The organism is Pseudomonas sp. GW821-FHT01E05, assembly GCF_059422425.1.
On the sequence record NZ_JBWKWW010000007.1, the window covers coordinates 159,896 to 179,705 of the forward strand.

Sequence of the window (19,810 nt, forward strand, 5' to 3'; positions counted from 1 at the left end):
GGGCAGCGCTACTCATGCGACAAGCCGCGCCGCATGCAATGCCAGTTCATGCAGGCTGGCCAGCCGTTGCATGATGCGTTCGACCACCTCCACCCTGGCCACCGCACCCGTGCGCAGCTCGCCCATTGAGTGCAACGCGACCTCAGCCTTCTCCAGCCCCAACCGGGTTGAAACCGTCAGGTGCTCGATGCCTTGCCGCGCGTCCTCGGCGGACTTTTCCAGGCCCGTAGCGATCTGCCTGATCTGAGCACTGGAGTCGGCGGCCTGGCGGGATAGATTGCGCACCTCGTCTGCCACCACCGCAAAACCTCGGCCATGGCTGCCGGCTCGTGCTGCCTCGATGGCGGCATTCAACGCCAGCAGATTGGTCTGTCGGGCGATGTCCTGAATGCTGCCGACAATGGAACCGATTCGTACCGACTGACTGCCCAGCTCGTCGAACACCTGATCCAGACGCTGCAAATAGAGGTTCAGATCACTCAGCACGCTCGCCGAAGATTGCATACTCTGCGCGCTGGACTTCACTCGCTCGCCCGCCGCCCGCGCCAACTGATCGGCGAAGCGCATGTCCTCCTCAGTCTGTAGCACCGCCTGGGTCAACTGCTCCAGGGTGGCCTGCACTTGTGCGCCCGGCCACACAGGTTCGGGCACCTGCGTCAGCGTCTGCACCACGGCCACTGGCGCACTGAGCACAGGCGGTTGCGGTTCGCGCTCCACGTCATCCTCGAGCACCACCACTGGCTGGCGGTGATAGAGCACGGCCCCGAGCAGCAACGCCAGATTTATCCCTGCGGCCAGCAACAGGCGCCCGCTATCGCCCCAGGCCAACACCACTGCACCTATGCCTGCTGCAGACAACAGCAACCCGGCCCAGACTTTTCGTGCCATATGAACCTCCATGCCGATCAACGCAGCGTCCAGGTGTAACTGAGGATCAGGCGGTTTTCGTCGATATCGCTGCGGTAGTTGGAGCGCGCCACGGCGTTGCGCACCCGCATCCCGAGCCCCTTCAAGGTTCCGCTCTGCACCACGTAGCCGAGATCGAGGTCGCGCTCGCGATCCTTGCCTTCGAAGCCCTTGCCGGTGTCGACGTTATTGCCTGTGATGTAACGCACTGTGCTAGTCAGACCGGGCAACCCCAAGGCCGCAAAATCGTAGTCGTAACGCACCTGCCAGGAACGCTCATCGGTGAAGGCGAACTCGTAGGTCGGTGCTTCGTTGCCCAGCGGCGAGACGTTGGCGAATACCCGTGGGAAGGCGCTATCGCCATACATCCCCTGATACCCGAGGTAGAAGGTATGGCCCCCGTGTCTGGCCGACAGCAAGGAGAAAAACGCCCGATTATCAATCGTACCCAGCAGCTTTTTACCGTCTTCGCGGGCATCGTAGTAACCCAGATTGGCGCCCAGGGTCCAATCACCGAAAGGCTCGCTGTGTTTGAGGCCCAGGAAGCGCTGGCTGTAGATGTCCTCCAGTTGCCCATACCAGGCACTGACCGAGGTACGCTTGTTATTGAACGCGTAATCGGCGCCCGCATAATTGAAGCCATCACTGCTGACCTGGCGTTGCGGCAGATGACCGAGCATGGCCTGCAGTTTTTGCTCGCCAGCTTCGTTGCGCAGGCTGGTTGAGCTCAAATGACCGCCCTGCAGGGTCAGGCCATTGATCTCGCTGGAGGTGATGCTCGTGCCCTTGTAGCTGGGAGGCAGCAGACGGATATCGCTGAAGGCCAACACCGGGAGATTGGGTTGCAACTCGCCGACCCGCAGTTCGGTCTTCGAGTAACGCAGCTTCAGAGCAGCCTCCAGACGGCTGTAATCATTCGGCGCGCGACCATCGCCCTGCACCGGCAACAACCCGGTGTTGGCCCGGTCCGGGCTGCTGTCGAGCTTGAGGCCCAACAGCCCCATGGCATCCACGCCTACCCCGATCGGCCCTTGGGTATAACCCGATTTGAGGTTGAGGATAAAGCCTTGCGCCCACTCCTCGGCCTTCGACTGCTTGTTCGCCCCGACGATGTCGGAAAAGTCGCGGCTGAAGTAGTAATTGCGTGCCTGCAGGGTGGCGCTGGCATCCTCGACAAAGCCACCCTCGGCGGCCATCAGGCCGCTGGAAAAACTCAAGGCGACAGCCAGGGACAACACTGAACGAGTTGCTGGAAAAGTCTGTTTCATCGTTTTGCTCTTATTGTTATTGATCGACAGGTTGCAGTGCTCCACCCGCATCGGTTTCGATGTGGATGTCTTGGATCTCAGCGCGCCACCTCCTCCTGGCCGCGGGTTATCTGAGTAACGGAGTCGGGTCGCCGGGCACTCAGCAACAGGTGCGTGGACATGCCGAAAATCAGCCCCCAGAAGGCAGCGGACAAACCAAACAGGGACATACCCGATGCCGTGGTGAGCAAGGTCACCAGCGCCGCCTCGCGGTCATTCGGTACCGCCATGGCCCCCGCCAGTGCACCTGCGATTGCGGCGAACAACGCCAGCCCGGCCAAGGCTGCGATCAGCTCTTTGGGGAAGGCGGAAAACAGCGAGACCAGAGTGGCGCCGAAGATGCCCAGCAGCAGGTAGCAAAGGCCACCCACCACCCCGGCGACATAACGTTTGCCTGGGTCTTCGTGGGCCTCACGCCCTGTGCATATAGCGGCGGTAATCGCCGCCAGATTCAGACCATGGCAGCCAAAGGGGGCAAGAAGCGCAGTACCCAGCGCGCTGCTGGCGATGATCGGGCTGGCCGGCGTGGCATAACCGCTGGCACGCAGAACCGCCATGCCCGGCACGAATTGACCGGTCAGCGCCACCATCACCAGTGGCAAGGCGATATTCAGGGTCGCGCTCAGGCTGAAATGCGGTGTGATCCACACCGGTGTGGCCAGGCCGATCACCAGCGCCTCGCGATGCAAGTCACCCGCCAGCAAGGCGATGGAGCAACCGACCAGCAGTACCACCAACACCGCGTAACGCGGTATCACGCGCTTGCACACCAGGTAGGTGGCGAACATCGCCAGCACCAGTAGCGGCTTGCCTTGCAAGGAAACGAACAACCCGGTACCGAAGCTGAACAGAATGCCGGCCAGCATCGCCGCCGCGATCGCCGCTGGCAGCTTGCTGATAATCCGGTCGAAGGCACCTGATACCCCCACCACAAAGATGATCAGACTGCTGATCAGGTAGGCGCCCACCGCCTCGTGCATGGAAATGCCCGGCAGCAGTGCCACCAGCAGCGCCGACCCGGGTGCCGACCAGGCGATGATCAGCGGTACGCGGTAACGCAGGCTCAGGCCGATGCCAAGCAATGCACTGCCAATGGAAATGGCCCACACCCAGGACGACAACACGTCACGTGGCAGATGGGCAGTCTCGGCCGCCTGAAAAATGATCACCAAAGGCCCGGCATAGGAAATCACCGTGGCGATAAACCCGGCGACCGCGGCGGACAGGGAAAAGTCATGGAGCAACGCTTTCATGGGACCTCGCCGCAAGGCTCATCAGGCGATCCGTGGCACGCGGCCCGGATGCTCTTGTCAGGGGGAAATCGATTGATTCAGGAGCAACCGGGGAACACGGCGAACGCCATGCTCCCCTTCATCAGCCTCAGGCCCTGGCCGTAATCAGCGCGGACGCAACGCTGTTGGCACGGCGCTGGCTACTGATGGCGAACAAGGTCATGGCGGTGGCGGCGATCGCCCCCGGCAAGGCAAAGGCCATGAAGTTAAGCTGCAACGGCAGGCTGATACCCAGCAGCGCGCCGCCCAACAGCGGACCGACGATGGCACCATTGCGACCGATACCCGACGCCCAACCCAGCCCGGTGGAGCGAATAGCCATGGAGTAGAACTGCGCGGCACAGGCATACAGCAGGATTTGCGAACCGATGGTGGTGGCGCCGGCGATGGCGATCAGCAGGTAAAGTACCGGCGTCGGGCTCTTGAAGCCGAGCAAGGTGATTGACACTGCAGCGATGGTGAAGAACACCGCCAATACCCGTGGCAGATTGAGTTTGTCGCCCAACATCCCGCCGCCCACCGCGCCGAAGATTGCACCGAAGTTCAGCGCCAGCAGGAAAGACAGGCTCGAGCCCAGGCTGTAACCGGCGTTGGCCATCAGTTTGGGTAGCCAGGAACTCAGTGCGTAGACCATCAGCAGGCAGCAGAAAAAAGCCACCCAGAGCATCAGCGTGCGCAGTGCACGGCCTTCGCGAAACAATTGCAGGACGGGAGTGCCGGTGCCTTTCACTTCCGTCATGTGCAGACGGTCGCTGTCTTGCCAGACATAGCCAGGATCCACGCGCTCGAGGATTTTGCGCGCCTCGTCATTGCGCCCCTGACGCAGCATGAAACCCACCGACTCGGGCAGGAAGTACATAATCAGCGGCAACAGCAGCAACGGCAGAACCGCCACATAAAACACCGCCTGCCAACCGAAGCTGGGGACCAACACGATGCCCAGGCCAGCGGAGAGCATGCCGCCCACCGAATAGCCGCTGAACATGATCGCCACCAGCGTGCTGCGGATTTTCTTCGGCGCGTATTCGTTCATCAGCGCCACCACGTTGGGCATCACGCCGCCAATGCCCAGACCGGCAATGAAACGGCAGATACCAAACTGCGTGGGGCTGCTGGCAAAACCATTGAGCACGGTAAAGCCGCTAAACAGGATGACGCACAGGGTGATGGTTTTCTTTCGCCCGATCTTGTCCGAGAGCGGCCCGAAAAACAGCGCACCGAACATCATGCCGAACAGCGCATAACTGCCCAGCGCCCCAGCCTCCAGCGGACTCAACCCCCACTCTTTCATCAGCATGGGCAAGACAACGCCATAGATCACCAGGTCGTAGCCATCGAAGATGATGATCAGGGCACACCAGAACAACACCATCCAGTGGAAACGGTTGAAGCGCGCGTTGTCGATAACTTCATGTACGTCGATATTTCGCATGGCGTCTGTCTCTTGTTGTTATTTTTAGAACTGCATGGGTAAACCCCGAAACCCTCGTCGCCACCCACCACCGACAGGGTCACGCGGGTGATACAGCAGGCGTCATCCCCGGCACCTTGCTTGAGCATGTGCGGCAGTGCCGCGTGGCAGCTCCTCGATTGTTCTTGTTCAGGCCATGTGAGGTTATGAAGGCGCAGCGAGGGGCGATATCCGCTTTGTGCAGATCGCTATCCGTTTTGTGCAGGGGGGGTGAAATGCCAAGCCAGGACTTACCGGCGCGGCTAAGCGCCCTTGCGCCGGGTTGCAGCCAGGCATCAACGCCGGCATTTACCCGAACACACCTCTCACCTACCCGATCGGGTTATGGCGCGATTGCAGGCGCTGCTTGAAAGTGAGCCTGGCAGCTCGCCCCGAGCGCAAGAACAACAATAAGGTGGGACTGATATGCGCAAAATCTTCGCAGCAGTACTCAGCGCGGCACTGGCCGCAATACCCGCGCTCAGCCATGGCGCGGATGCGCCCGGTAACACGCTGCGGCTGTACAACTGGGCGGATTACATTGGCGAAAACACCATCGCCAACTTCGAAAAGGCCACCGGCATCAAGGTGACCTACGACACCTTTGATTCTTACGAAACCGTCCAGGGCAAGCTGTTGCCGGGCCGCTCCGGCTACGATCTGGTGGTGCTCAATGCCGCCCTGGTGCCCCTGCTGATCAAGGCCAAGGTATTCCAGCCACTGGACAAGACGCTGTTGCCCAGCTGGCGGAATCTCGACCCGCATGTACTCAAGAGCCTGGAAAACTACGACCCCGGCGTGACCTATTCGGCGCCCTATACCTGGGGCAGCAACGGCGTGACCTACAACGTCAGCAAGATCAAGGAACGCATGCCGGACGCCCCCATCGGTTCGCTGGCGATGATCTTCGACCCCAAAGTCGTGTCACATTTTGCTGACTGTGGCGTGACCTTGATCGATTCGCCAACCGACATCATCCCGTTGGCGCTGACCTATCTGGGCCGCGACCCCAATAGTGTCGAGCCGAAGGACCTCAAGGCTGCGCAGGAGGTGCTGATGGCGGTGCGTCCCTATATTCGCAAATTCGATTCGACCGGTTACCTCAACGGCCTGGCCAATGGTGACCTGTGCCTGTCCACCACCTGGTCCGGCGACTACGCCACCGCCCAGGCACGCGCCCAGGAAGCCGGAGCGAAGATCAAGCTCGACTACTTCATTCCCAAGGAAGGTTCGCTGATCTGGTTCGATGACTTCTACATCCCGGCCGATGCACCCAACGTAGCCAATGCCCACAAATTCATCGAATACCTGCTGCAGCCGCAGGTGATCGCCGAGGTCAGCGACTACATCCGCTATGCCAACAGCAACAAAGCCGCGACGGCACTGGTGACCGCGGACATTCGCGACAACCCGGCGATCTACCCGGACCCGGAAACCCTCAAGCGCCTGTTCACCCAGAAGACCCAGTCGCAGGCAAGCGTCCGTCTGATCACCCGCACCTGGAACATGGTGAAGACCGGTAAATGACGCCGCTCCCTGCGCCGAAAGATTTCCACCCCACAGTTATTCCGAAGGTGAAGGCTATGCCAACTCAATCCCCAGCGTTCTTTGCGCAATTTGACCAGGAAAAACTGGTCGCCGCCGACAAGGCGCACTACATGCACGGCTTCCACATGTTCGACGAGCATCGCGAACAAGGCTCATTGAACATTGCCGCAGGCGATGGCGCCTATATCTACGACACCGCCGGCAATCGCTACCTCGACGCTGTCGGCGGCATGTGGTGCACCAACATCGGCCTGGGGCGCGAGGAAATGGCCGAGGCCATCGCCAATCAGGTGCGCCAGCTGGCCTACTCCAACCCGTTCTGCGACATGGCCAACGTCACCGCCATCGCGCTCTGCGAGAAGCTCGCCAGCCTGGCCCCCGGCGACCTCGATCATGTGTTCCTGACCACCGGCGGCTCGACTGCCGTAGACACCGCCTACCGGTTAGTCCAGTTCTACCAGAACAGCCGTGGCAAGCACGAAAAGAAGCACATCATCTCGCGGATCAACGCCTACCACGGCTCGACCTTCCTGACCATGTCGATCGGCAACAAGGCCGCCGACCGCGCGCCTGAATTCGACTTCATGAGCGACCTGTTCCACCACGTCTCTTGCCCCAACTATTACCGGGCACCGAAAGGCATGAGCGAAGCGGACTTCCTTGACTTCCTGGTCAACGAGTTCGAAGACAAGATTCTCACCATTGGCCCCGACAACGTTGCGGCATTCTTCGCCGAGCCCGTCATGGGCTCGGGCGGCGTGATCATCCCGCCTGAGGGTTATCACCGGCGTATGTGGGAAGTCTGCCAGCGCTACGACATTCTCTATGTCGCCGACGAAGTGGTGACCTCGTTCGGTCGGCTGGGCAAGTTCTTCGCCTCAGAAGAAGTATTCGGTATGCAACCGGACATCATCACCACTGCCAAGGGACTGACCTCGGGCTACCTGCCGCTGGGTGCCTGCATCTTCTCCAGGCGCATCTGGCAGGTGATCGGCGAACCCGGCAAGGGCCGCTGTTTCACCCATGGTTTCACCTACAGCGGGCATCCGGTCAGCTGTATCGCGGCGCTGAAGAACATTGAAATTATCGAACGTGAAAACCTGCTGGCCCACGTCGAAAATGTCGGTAGCTACCTGGAGGAGCGCCTGCAGACCCTCGCCAACCTGCCACTGGTGGGTAACGTGCGCTGCAAACGACTGATGGCGTGTATCGAATTCGTCGCCGACAAACAGAGCAAGGTGCTCTTCCCGGACGCACTGAACATCGGCGAGAAAATCCACCTGCGGGCACAAGCCAAAGGCTTGATGGTGCGTCCTATCGGGCACCTGAACGTGATGTCGCCGCCGCTGATCATCACTCACGCACAGGTTGATGAGGTGCTCCGGATCCTGCGCGAATGCATCCTGGATACCGCCGATGAACTCAAGCGCAGCGGTCAGTACCAGGGTCAATGAGCTACCGGCAATATATGGCGGAAAAAAGGCTGCCTGGCGTTTTGCCTGTAACGTGCCCGGCGAGTAGACTGCCGGGCATGACCGATACCCCAAGCGATATGTCTACCGCGCTCCCTCTCCAGGCTTTTCAGACCTGGCATGGCGGGCTGGCGACGGCCTTCATGGCGATAGATGACGCCACCTTCCTCGAACATCTGGCGGCGGCGCTCAACGGTTTGACGCCCATCGAGTCGATGATGATCAGCCTTGAACGCAAAGGCCTGCCACCGCAACTGCTGCACCAGCGAGGCATCCCGCGCGATCACCGCGACGACATCATCAACCGCTACTTCTCCCGTGGTTACCTGCTTGATCCGTTCTGTCTGGCCGTGGAAAACGGCCTCGCCGAAGGCTTCTACCACCTCTCGGAAATCGCTCCGGATGATTTCTTCAGCAGTGAGTATTACAAGACTTACTACCTCAAGAGCGGCGCCGTGGAAGACTGCTACTACATCGTCGACCTCGACCGGCAGAGCAAGATTTCGCTGTCCATGTTCCAGGGCCTGAGCACCACACCCTTCAATGCGCAACAACTGGGACTGATGCGTGCCGTAGAGCCAATGGTCCGCGAACTGCTGCGCCGTTTCGGCACCACCGGGGGCCTGCGGAGCCTGTTTGCAGAGGCCGAACGGGACACCCCACCTGGCCCGCAGACCAGCCTCAACCAGCAAATCGAAGCCGCTTTCATGAACTTCGGTAGCGCCCTGCTGACCGTACGTGAACGCGAGATCGCTCACCTGATCCTGCGTGGCCATTCGGTAAAATCCACCGCGCGGGTACTGAGTATCTCTCCGGAAACCGTGCGCATGCACCGCAAGAATCTCTACACCAAGCTGGAAATCAGCTCGCAGGCGGAGTTGTTTTCACTGTTCATCGACTGGTTGACGCAGAACCGGGAGACCCGAGTAGCCTGACGCCGAGCCGGCCATATCGGCACTCAACCTGGCGGGCCTGCCCCCTCCTCGGCGGTCATGCAGCACGTTGCGATGGCTTGCCTGCGTGCACTAACCCAGCAACTGACTCAACGCTGCGCGCAACTTTCCGGGTTTGACCGGTTTGTTCAACAGCGGTGCGCCGAGTTTTTGCAACGAGCGTCGACACTGATCACTGCGGTCAGCCGTGATGATGACGGCCGGGATAGGCCGGGCAAAATGTTCGCGCAGATGCTTGACCACCTCACAGCCGACGACGCCGTGATCCAGGTGAAAGTCCGCCAGAATCAGTTCCGGTGCACGCCCTTGCAACGCCTGCAGTGCGCTGACCTCGTCGGTCGCCGTCACCACCTCACAGCCCCACTGCCCGAGCAGTGCGCTCATGCTTTCAAGGATGCTCAATTCGTTGTCCAGCACCAGCAAACGTCGGCCCGGCAAGGGGTTGCCTGTACCTGGCTGAGGCGCTGCCTGACTGATGGGCAGCGGCACTTCACGGGAGATCGGCACGTCAATGCTGAACATCGAGCCGCGTCCCGGCCGTGAGTGAACCTGGACCCGATAGCCGAGGATTTTCGCGATGCGCTCGACGATGGCCAGACCCAGTCCCACCCCCTTGCGGTCGGCAGCGCGGCCGACGTCCAGTTGGTTGAACTCAAGGAAAATTGAATCCAGCCGGTCGGCGGCGATACCGCGACCGGTGTCCCAGACTTCCAGGCGCAGGCAATTGCCCCGCCGTCTGGCGCCGAGCAGGATGCTGCCCCGATCGGTATAGCGGCAGGCGTTGCTGAGGAAGTTGCGCATGATCCGTGTCATCAGCCGCAAGTCGGTACGTACGGCAAAATCGCCAATGCGTACCCGCAGGTTCAAACCGGACGCCTCGGCGACTGACTGGAATTCCGAGACCAGCGGCGTGAGCAATTCATCGAGGCGGTAAAGCGCGATGTCCGGTTTGACCGCGGCCTGATCGAGTTTGGAGATATCCAACAGGTCCGTGAGCAAGTCTTCGGCCCCTTCCAGAGCCTGATGGGTGCGCTCGACCAACACCTGTTCGACGTCCGGCAAATCCCGCTCGCGCAAGGTCGAAATCAACAAGCGTGCGGCGTTCAGCGGTTGCAGCAAGTCATGGCTGGCGGCGGCCAGGTATTTGTCCTTGCTGCGATTGGCGGCCTGGGCGGCATCCCGGGCCTCGCGCAAGGCGTGTTCGATCTGTTCGCGCCGGGCGATCTGCTGTTGCAGATTGCGGTTGGCTTCCAGCAACTCGTCGGTGCGCGCCGCGACACGTTGCTCCAGTTCATCATTGAGTTGTTGCAGACGTTGCTGGGCCAGTTTGCGTTCGGTGATATCGGTGACAAAGCCTTCTACCAACCCATCCTGATCGGGTTTGAGCAGCAGGTTCATCAGCACATCGAGACAACTGCCATCCTTGCGCCGCAGCTGTGTTTCGTAACCAAGCAGGCTGCGCTGGCGTTGCAAGGTCTCGCCGATGGACTGCAATTGGGCGACACCGCCAATAAACAGATTGCCGGCCAGATCCTTCAGGGAAAACAACACTTCCTGTGGATCTTCGTAGCCGAGCATTCGTGCCAGTGCCGGGTTGGCAGCGCGCATCCCTTCTTGCAGGCTGGCCTGGAAAATACCGTGTACCGCATGCTCGAACAGCCATTTATAGCGATTGCGCTCGGTCTCCAGATCATCCAGACGCGCCGCCAGCTCCGGGTAATGGCTCTTGCGCGCCGAATGGCTGCCCAGCCCCAACAGCCCGGCCAGAGCACGCTGTTGTTCGTCAGAGGGCTTCGCCATAGACGACCTCGACATCACGCTGGCTCGACTCGCGCGGGTTGGTAAGGATGCACGGGTCGTCCATGGCGTGCTGCGAGAGGAACGGAATGTCCGCCATGCTGACGCCGTGCAAACCGAGGGTTTCATGGAAACCGATCGAGTGTTTGAGGGCGATCAGGTGTTCCACCAGTCGCCCACAGATCTGCCGGTGATTGAGGCCACGACAGTCGATACCGAAGGTCTCGGCAATCACCTTGAAGCGCTCCGGTGCCGAGCTGTAGTTGAACGCCACCACATGCTCGACCAGCACCGCGTTGCACAGCCCATGGGGCAGATCAAGAAAGCCGCCCAGGCTATGGGACATGGCATGCACCGCACCGAGAATCGCATTGGAGAACGCCAGCCCGGCCTGCATGCTGCCAAGCATGATTTTTTCCCGCAGCGCGATGTCTGTGGGATTGGCGATCATTTGCAGCAAATTGCCGTTGATCAGGCGCATCGCCTCCAGCGCATGAGGATCGGTCAACGGCCCGTGCCCCGTGGAAACGAAGGCTTCGATGGCGTGCACCAGGGCATCGATGCCGGTACAGGCAGACAGGAACGGGTCCATGCTCAGGGTGGTTTCCGGGTCGATCAATGACACGTCCGGCACCACCGCTTTGCTGACGATGGAGAACTTCATCCGCTCTTGCTGATTGGAAATGATCACGAATTGCGAGACGTCGGCCGAAGTACCGGCCGTGGTCGGGATCAAAATCAGCGGCGGGCTCGGCACCCGAATGGTGTCCACGCCTTCGAACTCAAGAATGCTGCGCCCGTGAGCGACAACGATGCCGATGCCTTTGCCGCAGTCCATCGGGCTACCGCCGCCGACGGCAACGATCACATCGCAGTGGTTTTCCCGGTACATCTCGGCACCCAGCATGACCTCTTCCGCCCTGGGGTTGGGCGAGACCGCGCTGTACAGGCAGTAGTCGATACCTTGAGCCTGCAGGCTGGCTTCGATATCGGCGACCCAACCGGCGGCGATCACCCCGGGATCACTGACCACCAGGACCTTGCGTGCACCGAAGGTTTTTGCGTAGTTGCCGACGTTATGCCGGCAACCGGCACCAAAGATGATTTCAGGAGAAACGAATTTACGCAGCTGGCTGAGATTCTGGCTCATGGAAAGCCTTTTTTATTGTTTTGAAGATAAACGCCAGCCTAAAGCATCTTGTTACGAATGCAATGAGACCAATGGGTAGCCTGTCATGCCGCTTTCGCGGGCAAACCCCAATGCCGGTGTAGGAGCGAGCTTGCTCCGGGCGGCGTTCCGACGATGGACCTGAGTGCGACGCGTTTATCCAGAAAATCCGCGTTACCGTTAACGTCCATATCGCGAGCAAGCTCGCTCCTACAGGGATTACAGGTCGATATCCATTCCATCGAATGCCACTTCAATCCCGCGCCGCTCCAGCAGTGCGCGCTCGGCCGAGTCTTCGTCGAGGATCGGGTTGGTGTTGTTGATATGGATGAGAATCTTGCGCTGTTCGGGAAAACCCTCGAGCACCTCGAGCATTCCGCCGGGCCCGCTTTGCGGCAGATGCCCCATCTCGCTGCCGAGTTTGTCACCGACTTCACTGACGCGCATTTCATCGTCGCGCCAGAGGGTGCCGTCCACCAGCAGACAGTCGGCGCGGTGCATCCAGTCGAGCAAGTGGTCGTCGACTTGTCCAAGCCCCGGGGCGTAGAACAGGCTGCGACCGCTGCGCAGGTCTTCGATAAATAACCCGATGTTGTCGCCAGGTTGTGGATTGCCGCGATGGGGCGAATACGGTGGCGCGCTGCTGCGTAAGGCAATGGCCCGCAGTCGCAGGTGGCTACAGGCGGGAATGCCGAACGGTTCGCCGCTCAAGCCGATGGGCTGCCACTGCAGCCCGCCATTCCAGTGGCTCAGCATGGTGAACAATGGAAAACCGCTGCTCAGGTCCTGATGGACCATCTCGGTACACCAGACCTGATGCGGGCAGCCTTCGCGCAGGCTCAGCAAGCCGGTGCAATGGTCGATCTGGCTGTCCAGCAGGATCACCCCGGCAATCGCCGTATCACGCAACTGGCGGGCCGGTTGCAGCGGTGGGAATGATTCCAGCTGAACCCGAATGTCCGGCGAAGCGTTGCACACAATCCAGTCCACACCGTTATCGCTCAGGGCAATCGAAGACTGCGTACGCCGTTGCGCCCGCAGGCTGGCATTACGTACGCCTGCGCAATTGCGGCAGTTGCAGTTCCATTGCGGGAAACCACCGCCAGCGGCGGAGCCAAGAATCCGGATGTGCATAGGGCAGCGCTCCAATGTGCAGGCCCCGGCCAATGCAGGGATTGGCCGGGAAAACGATCAACGGCTGGCGAAATACATGGTCACTTCAAAGCCAATACGCAGATCGGTAAACGCGGGTTTAGTCCACATGGGTCAATCCTCTTCTTATGCCGGGCAATTCCGGTAGAGGCATTAATACACGGGCTGTGGCGCGACCGAATGCTACTTTCGAAGGAGGTTGCGGGGTGCATTGGTAGGGGGTGTTGGCGGGGGTGTCAGGCAGGGCCTCATCGCGGGCAAGCCTCGCTCCTACAGGATTGTGCAAATCCGTAGGAACGAGGCTTGCCCGCGATGGGGTTGACGCGGTGTCCGCTAGATCAGAAGAACCCCAACGGGTTGATGTCGTAGCTGACCAGCAGGTTTTTGGTCTGCTGGTAATGGTCGAGCATCATCTTGTGGGTTTCACGACCGACACCGGACTTTTTATAGCCGCCGAACGCGGCGTGCGCCGGGTACAGGTGGTAGCAGTTGGTCCAGACACGCCCGGCCTTGATCGCCCGGCCCATGCGGTAGGCACGGTTGATGTCACGGGTCCAGAGCCCGGCACCGAGACCGAACTCGCTGTCGTTGGCAATCGCCAGGGCTTCGGCTTCGTCCTTGAAGGTGGTCACGCCGACCACCGGACCGAAGATTTCTTCCTGGAACACACGCATTTTGTTGTGCCCCTTGAGCAATGTCGGCTGGATGTAATAGCCGCTGGACAGGTCACCCTCAAGCCGCTCGGCAGCACCACCGGTGAGCAGTTCAGCACCCTCCTCCTGAGCGATTTTCAGATAGGACAGGATCTTGTCGTATTGCTGCTCGGACGCCTGGGCGCCGACCATGGTGTCGGTGTCCAGTGGATTGCCGCGCTTGATCTTGACGATTTTTTTCATCACCTCGGCCATGAACGCTTCGTAGATCGACTCCTGCACCAGCGCCCGCGACGGACAGGTGCAAACCTCGCCCTGATTGAAGAATGCCAACACCAGGCCTTCGGCGGCTTTTTCGATGAACTGCGGCTCGGCGTTCATGATGTCTTCGAAGAAAATGTTCGGCGACTTGCCGCCCAGCTCCACGGTGCTCGGAATGATGTTCTCGGCGGCGCAATGCATGATGTGCGCGCCGACCGGGGTGGAACCGGTGAAGGCGATCTTGGCGATGCGCTTGCTGGTGGCCAGGGCTTCACCGGCTTCGCGACCGAAGCCCTGAACGATGTTCAAGACGCCCGCCGGCAGTAAATCAGCGATCAGTTCAGCAAACACCATGATCGACAGTGGCGTCTGCTCGGCCGGTTTGAGCACCACGCAGTTGCCGGCCGCCAGCGCCGGAGCGAGTTTCCAGGCAGCCATCAGCAGCGGGAAGTTCCACGGAATGATCTGCCCGACCACGCCCAGCGGTTCGTAGAAATGGTAGGCGGCGGTCAGTTCGTTGATTTCGGCGGCGCCGCCTTCCTGAGCGCGGATGCAGCCGGCGAAATAGCGGAAGTGATCGGCGGCCAGCGGCACGTCGGCGTTCAGGGTTTCGCGTACGGCCTTGCCGTTGTCCCAGGTTTCGGTGACCGCAAGGATCTCCAGATTCTGTTCGATGCGCTCGGCGATTTTCAACAGCACCAGGGAGCGGTCCTGAACCGAAGTTTTGCCCCAGGCATCGGCTGCGGCATGGGCAGCGTCCAGTGCCTTGTCGATATCGGCGGCGCTGGAGCGAGGGAACTCGGCAATCACTTCGCCCGTCACCGGGGAGGTGTTGGTGAAGTATTCGCCATTGACCGGTGCGACGAACTCACCGCCGATGAAGTTGCCGTAGCGTGGTTTGAAAGACACAACGGCGCCAGGTGTTCCGGGTTGAGCATAAATCATGGTGGGCCTCTATTTGGGTCGATGCCTGTCGGGCGGACAGGCGATGAATCGATGGTAGAGAGCCCCGCGTGCCGGACGAATGCGCCGTTGGCAGGGGGGACTCTCGTTATTTGGTCGTAGTTTTCGCGTATGTATGTAGATCGTTCCCACGCTCCGCGTGGGAATGCAGCCCGGGACGCTCCGCGTCCCTAAAGCGGACGCAGAGCGTCCGTTGAGGCATTCCTTTGCTGCGCGTGGGAACGATCATGGGCTTGCGTCAGATCAATGCTTGGCCACCACCAAATCTTTCGGCAATTTGAAGGTCCAGAGCATGCCGCCCTGGTTGAAGTCTTTGACGCGTTTGGCCACTTCTCCACCCCACAATGGAACGGCGCCGCCCCAGCCGGAAAGCACCGAGATGTACTGTTCGCCGTCCATTTCCCAGGTGACGGGCGAGCCAAGCACGCCAGAACCGGTCTGGAATTCCCAGACTTTCTCGCCGGTTTTGGCGTTGAACGCTTGCAGGAAGCCCTCAGGCGTACCGGTAAAGACCAGGTTGCCCTTGGTGGTCAGCACCCCGCCCCAGAGCGGCGCGTAGTTCTTGTGACGCCAGACTTCCTTGCCGGTTTTCGGGTCGATGGCGCGCAATACGCCAATGTAGTCTTCGTTCAACGGCTTGATGGTGAAGCCGGCCCCGAGGAACGCCGCGCCTTTCTTGTAGGCGATACCTTCGTTCCAGATGTCCATGCCCCACTCATTGGACGGTACATAGAACAGACCGGTGTCCTTGTTGTAGGCCATCGGCATCCAGTTCTTCGCCCCGAGGAAGGCCGGCGCGACGAACACTGAGCTGCCCTTGGCTTCGCTGCCCGGAGCGCCCGGACGGCTGGCCTCGTTGTAGACAGGTCGACCATCCTTGTCCAGGCCGCTGGCCCAGGTGATTTTGTCAACGAACGGGAAGCCGCGGATGAACTTGCCATTGGTGCGATCGAGCACGTAGAAGAACCCGTTACGGTCGGCCGTCGCCGCGGCTTTGATTTCTTTACCGCCTTCGGTGTAGTTGAAGGACACCAGTTCGTTGACGCCGTCATAGTCCCAACCGTCGTGAGGGGTGCTCTGGAAGTGCCACTTGATGGTGCCGTCGTCCGGATTCAGGGCCAGACGCGACGATGAGTAGAGGTTGTCGCCCGGGCGCAGGTGCGAGTTCCAGGGCGCCGGGTTGCCGGTGCCGAACAGCAGCAGGTTGGTTTCCGGGTCGTAGTAGCCACCCAGCCAAGGTGCAGCACCGCCGGTTTTCCAGAGATCGCCCGGCCAGGTCTTGCCCGCTTCACCGCCGGAAATGCCGCTCTCGATCGCTTTACCGTCCTTGTAGACGTAACCCATGTGGCCTTCTACAGTCGGCCGGGTCCAGAGCAAATCGCCATTTTTCGGGTCATAGGCCGAGATCTTGCCGACCACCCCGAACTCACCACCGGCCACCCCGGTAATCAGTTTGCCGTTGATCACCAACGGCGCTGCGCTGATGGAGTAGCCTTCTTTGTGGTCGGCGACTTGCTTGCTCCAGACCACCTTGCCCGTGTTCTTGTTCAGGGCCACGAGCTTGGCGTCGAGGGTGCCGAAAAACACCAGATCGCCGTACAGCGCGACACCTCGGTTGATCACGTCGCAGCAGGGGCGAATATCATCGGGCAGGCGCGCATCGTATTGCCAAAGCTTCTTGCCAGTGCGTGCATCCACCGCGAACACCCGCGAGTAAGAGCCGGTCATGTACATCACGCCGTCCTTGACCAATGGCTGCGCCTGCTGACCACGCTGTTTCTCGCCACCGAAGGAAAAGGCCCAGACCGGTCGCAACTCTTTCACGTTGTCGATGTTGAGGGTATCCAGCGGACTGTAGCGCTGGCCCTGGACACCCAGGCCGTTGGTGACGATCTGCTCCGGGTTTTTCGGGTCCTGGAGGATATCTTGATCGGTGACTGCGGCCAGGGCCGAGCCGGACAACAGCATGGCGCTGAGCAGCACGCTCAAGGCGAAGGGTTGGCGACGTGCGGGTTGGGTCATGACGGCTACCTCTGCGGTTTTTGTTGTACCCGGGAAATTTTCCCGGTCTGGTGCAGATTCTTGGTCGCCGCCGTCCTGCCAACAATTGCCCGCAGTGCGGAGTTTTCTAGTTCCTTGGTACAAGGAACTGTAGGAGCCGAGCTTGCTCGCGATGGCGATCTCAAGGACGCCATCGCCGGCAAGCCGTGCTCCTACAGGTGTTCTCTGCGCGACAGCGCGGCGTCGAAGACGGGGCGGCAGCTCCTACAGGATTGCGTGCACCAGCGAGATTTATTACTGGCCATCCACCCGCTTCATCTGCCCACGCTCATAGCGCGGATACAAATGGCTGACGCTGCGGATCAGTTCATAGCGGCTCAGGCTGATACCCGCGAAGCGCTCGGGAATCGGGCTGCGGATCATCTCGCCCATTTCGCTGCCATTGGCGGCACCCTCGCGCATCAACCGGTCGAGCCAGCCGAGGTAGTCGCGCATCTGCACGAAGGGTTTGTGGTCGGTGGCAATCGGGCCGTGGCCGGGCACGATCTGTTTCCACGGCAGGGCTTCGAGCTGATCGATATCCGCTTGCCACACTTCCAGTCCCGGGGAGTTAGGCGTGGTCAGGGCTCGCTCATAAAACACCAGATCACCGGCAAACAGCACACCGGTTTTCTCATCGAGGATCGCAAGATCGGCGCCGGTATGGCCGCGCAGCCCCAACAAACGCAACGGGTGACCACCGATATTCAGGAGGCCGGGCGTTATCTCCTGGGTTGGCAACACCACCTCGGTGCCGCGCATCCAGTCGCCCACCAGTCGATACATGTTCTCGGCCATGGCATCGCCTTGCTGTCGCAACAACCCGGTAGTACCGGCCAGAGCACCGATGGGAACATCGCTGAACGCCTGGTTGCCCAGCACATGATCGGGATGATGGTGCGTCAACAAGACCTCAATCAGCGGTTTATCGGTGGTTGTGGCAATCGCTTTACGCAAGGCTTCGCCGTAGCGTTTCGACGGTCCTGTATCAATCACTACGACCCCGCGCTCAGTGACGATAAACGCGGTATTGACGATATTGCCGCCGTTGGCCTTGGCGAAATTGTCGGTGCTGCCTTCCAGCAGCCAGGTGTCCTCGGCGATCTGCCGGGGTTTGAGTTGATAGTCGAAGTCCGCCAGGGCTGGCAGGCTCAGACTCAGACATAACAGCAGCATCCAGCGCATGGCGCTCTCCTCTGATCAGGGAATCGCCGCATCGAATTCATTGCCGCTGTTATCGCGCAGCAACAGACGCGTCTGCCCTGCTCCTTCAATGTCAAAAGCCAGGTTCGGGTTCTCGCTGACCGCCGGGAACAGCTCAAGACTGGCCAGCACCTTGCCGCCGTCATCGCGCAACTCGGCATGGTTAAGGAAGAACTCCGGAATACCGCTGACCATGCCGTTATCCATCGGATGCGCTACCTGCACTCGCAGGCGACTGAACCCGCCGCGCGGATAACGCCCGCCAAGGACTTCGCCGATATGCTCCTCCCAGCCCGGCTGGGTGCGCACCACGCTGGGCGCCGTGCAGCCACCGCCAGCGGCGTCGATCAGGGTCGAGCCGACATGCCAGAGCCCGTCGCGGGTCAGCACCGCCGCACGCAACGGCGTGGCCTGTTCGATACGGATGCGGATCGACAGCCAGGGCAACACCCGCTCCCCCGGCTGAAAATCGACGATTTTCGGCAACGGGTTGAGCTCGGCCCAGGCGAGAATCTTCACCACCTCACCCTTGAACACCCGGGCGTCGATTTCCAGCGGCACCTGCCGGGCATCCTCGGCGAACGGCGGCGCCAGCAGCTTGACCCGCTCATCGAACACGAACGGCGCATCGCCAAGCATCTGTTTGTGATAAAAGGCCCACATCACCGAAGGCACCGGATCCTTGCCCGGATCGACCTCGATGGCCTGCGCCGCCAATGGCAACCAACAGGCCAACAGACAACTCGCTCGCCAGATCATCGCCCGCTCCTATTGATACATCTGCGGTACTTCATAGCGCAGCCCGTACCCGGCATAGATCGCCTTGAGCGTACCGTCGCGGATCAGCCCTTCCAGAGCTTCTTCCACGGCATAGGCCAGTTGGCGATTGCTTTCATGCACCGCCATGCCAATCTCCCAGAGCTGTTTACCCATGTTCGGGTAGGCGTTTTGCGCCAGCGCCAATTGCGGGTCCTTTGCCAGATGCACCTGCCAGTCGATCTCGCCGCGCATTGCCATCACCGCATCCACCTCTGCGGCCTTCATTGCGGCAAAGGCTTGCGGCACGCCGGGGTAATGGTGGGTCCTGGCGCTGAGCATGCCGTTGAACACCGAGGTCAGGTAGAACGACGGCACACTGTCCACTTCGACGCCGATGGGGTGGTGTTCAAACACCGCGACGCTGCCCACCGAGTCGAGTCGGCGGCGGTCATACGCGACTTGCCAGGATTCGTTCTGGTAAGGGCCGAACATCACCACATGGCCGTTTTCCAGCTCGCCGAATTCATTGCGTTTTTGTGCGTAATCGCGGTCGTAAGGCACGCGCATCATCAAGTCAGCCAACTGCTGGTTGCGCAGCTGATTGCCGCGCCAGATGTAGTCGCGCAGATCGTCGTCGAGCTTCTCGCCCGCTGGCGCCCAGATCAGCACCAGGCGCACCCCGAGGGCTTTGGCCAACGCCTGCGCAAGCTCCACATCGACGCCCCGCGGCTGGCCGCCGTCTTCAAAGCTGTAGGGTGCGAAATCCTTGTAGACCGCGACCTTCAGCTCGCCCGCGGCGATCATCTGGTCGAAATTGCGCACCTGCGCCTGCACCGTCTGGCAGCACAGCAGCACTACGGTGAAAAACACAGTGAGCAGGCGCATG

The 19,810-nt window shown here is 60.6% G+C and carries 15 protein-coding genes and 1 pseudogene; 3 read left to right on the plus strand and 13 right to left on the minus strand.

Features of this window, described 5'->3' with window-relative positions; translation table 11 throughout:
- Positions 1-12: 12 nt before the first annotated feature.
- The 4 genes and pseudogenes from AC07W5_RS17335 to AC07W5_RS17350 form a co-directional block, all read right to left on the minus strand.
- A pseudogene (locus AC07W5_RS17335) lies at positions 13-390 on the minus strand (methyl-accepting chemotaxis protein); the annotation flags it as partial.
- A gap of 515 nt (positions 391-905) precedes the next feature.
- A complete protein-coding gene (locus tag AC07W5_RS17340) occupies positions 906-2,174 on the minus strand; it encodes an OprD family porin (protein ID WP_494992815.1) in 1,269 nt (422 codons plus the stop codon).
- 77 nt (positions 2,175-2,251) lie between these two features.
- Positions 2,252-3,466, minus strand: a complete 1,215-nt coding sequence (locus tag AC07W5_RS17345) for a benzoate/H(+) symporter BenE family transporter (RefSeq protein ID WP_495023923.1) — start codon at positions 3,464-3,466, stop codon at positions 2,252-2,254.
- Between the two features lie 127 nt (positions 3,467-3,593).
- The gene (locus tag AC07W5_RS17350) at positions 3,594-4,937 is read right to left on the minus strand and encodes an aromatic acid/H+ symport family MFS transporter (RefSeq protein ID WP_495023924.1); all 1,344 of its coding nucleotides are present in this window, start codon (positions 4,935-4,937) and stop codon (positions 3,594-3,596) included.
- A 444-nt stretch (positions 4,938-5,381) separates the two neighbouring features.
- On the opposite strand from AC07W5_RS17350, the gene AC07W5_RS17355 reads away from it, so the two are divergent.
- From AC07W5_RS17355 to AC07W5_RS17365, 3 genes are all read left to right on the plus strand, one after another.
- Complete coding sequence (locus AC07W5_RS17355) at positions 5,382-6,482, plus strand: polyamine ABC transporter substrate-binding protein (protein WP_495010752.1); 1,101 nt, start codon at positions 5,382-5,384, stop codon at positions 6,480-6,482.
- 56 nt (positions 6,483-6,538) lie between these two features.
- Complete coding sequence (locus AC07W5_RS17360; RefSeq protein WP_495023925.1) at positions 6,539-7,957, plus strand: aminotransferase; 1,419 nt, start codon at positions 6,539-6,541, stop codon at positions 7,955-7,957.
- Positions 7,958-8,034: 77 nt separating this feature from the next.
- The gene (locus AC07W5_RS17365; RefSeq protein ID WP_495010754.1) at positions 8,035-8,910 is read left to right on the plus strand and encodes a helix-turn-helix domain-containing protein; all 876 of its coding nucleotides are present in this window, start codon (positions 8,035-8,037) and stop codon (positions 8,908-8,910) included.
- 90 nt (positions 8,911-9,000) lie between these two features.
- Here the strand turns inward: AC07W5_RS17365 and AC07W5_RS17370 are convergent, their stop codons facing one another.
- From AC07W5_RS17370 to AC07W5_RS17410, 9 genes are all read right to left on the minus strand, one after another.
- A complete protein-coding gene (locus AC07W5_RS17370; RefSeq protein ID WP_494992812.1) occupies positions 9,001-10,728 on the minus strand; it encodes a PAS domain-containing hybrid sensor histidine kinase/response regulator in 1,728 nt (575 codons plus the stop codon).
- On the minus strand, positions 10,712-11,875 hold the full coding sequence (ercA, locus tag AC07W5_RS17375; protein WP_495023926.1) for an alcohol dehydrogenase-like regulatory protein ErcA: 1,164 nt from the start codon (positions 11,873-11,875) through the stop codon (positions 10,712-10,714). The genes AC07W5_RS17370 and ercA overlap by 17 nt, the downstream gene beginning before the upstream one ends.
- Positions 11,876-12,112: 237 nt before the next feature.
- Complete coding sequence (pqqB, locus tag AC07W5_RS17380) at positions 12,113-13,027, minus strand: pyrroloquinoline quinone biosynthesis protein PqqB (RefSeq protein ID WP_495023927.1); 915 nt, start codon at positions 13,025-13,027, stop codon at positions 12,113-12,115.
- 57 nt (positions 13,028-13,084) lie between these two features.
- Positions 13,085-13,156, minus strand: coding sequence for a pyrroloquinoline quinone precursor peptide PqqA (pqqA, locus tag AC07W5_RS17385; protein WP_010209364.1), 72 nt, complete (start codon positions 13,154-13,156; stop codon positions 13,085-13,087).
- Positions 13,157-13,383: 227 nt separating this feature from the next.
- Positions 13,384-14,904 carry an acetaldehyde dehydrogenase ExaC gene (gene exaC / locus AC07W5_RS17390; RefSeq protein ID WP_495023928.1) on the minus strand — a complete coding sequence of 507 codons (1,521 nt, stop codon included), beginning with the start codon at positions 14,902-14,904 and terminating at the stop codon, positions 13,384-13,386.
- A gap of 261 nt (positions 14,905-15,165) precedes the next feature.
- Positions 15,166-16,944 carry a PQQ-dependent methanol/ethanol family dehydrogenase gene (locus tag AC07W5_RS17395; protein ID WP_495023929.1) on the minus strand — a complete coding sequence of 593 codons (1,779 nt, stop codon included), beginning with the start codon at positions 16,942-16,944 and terminating at the stop codon, positions 15,166-15,168.
- 273 nt (positions 16,945-17,217) lie between these two features.
- On the minus strand, positions 17,218-18,147 hold the full coding sequence (locus AC07W5_RS17400; RefSeq protein WP_495023930.1) for a quinoprotein relay system zinc metallohydrolase 1: 930 nt from the start codon (positions 18,145-18,147) through the stop codon (positions 17,218-17,220).
- A 15-nt stretch (positions 18,148-18,162) separates the two neighbouring features.
- Complete coding sequence (locus AC07W5_RS17405; RefSeq protein ID WP_495023931.1) at positions 18,163-18,924, minus strand: quinoprotein dehydrogenase-associated SoxYZ-like carrier; 762 nt, start codon at positions 18,922-18,924, stop codon at positions 18,163-18,165.
- Positions 18,925-18,933: 9 nt separating this feature from the next.
- The gene (locus AC07W5_RS17410; protein WP_495023932.1) at positions 18,934-19,809 is read right to left on the minus strand and encodes a substrate-binding periplasmic protein; all 876 of its coding nucleotides are present in this window, start codon (positions 19,807-19,809) and stop codon (positions 18,934-18,936) included.
- Position 19,810 lies beyond the last annotated feature (1 nt).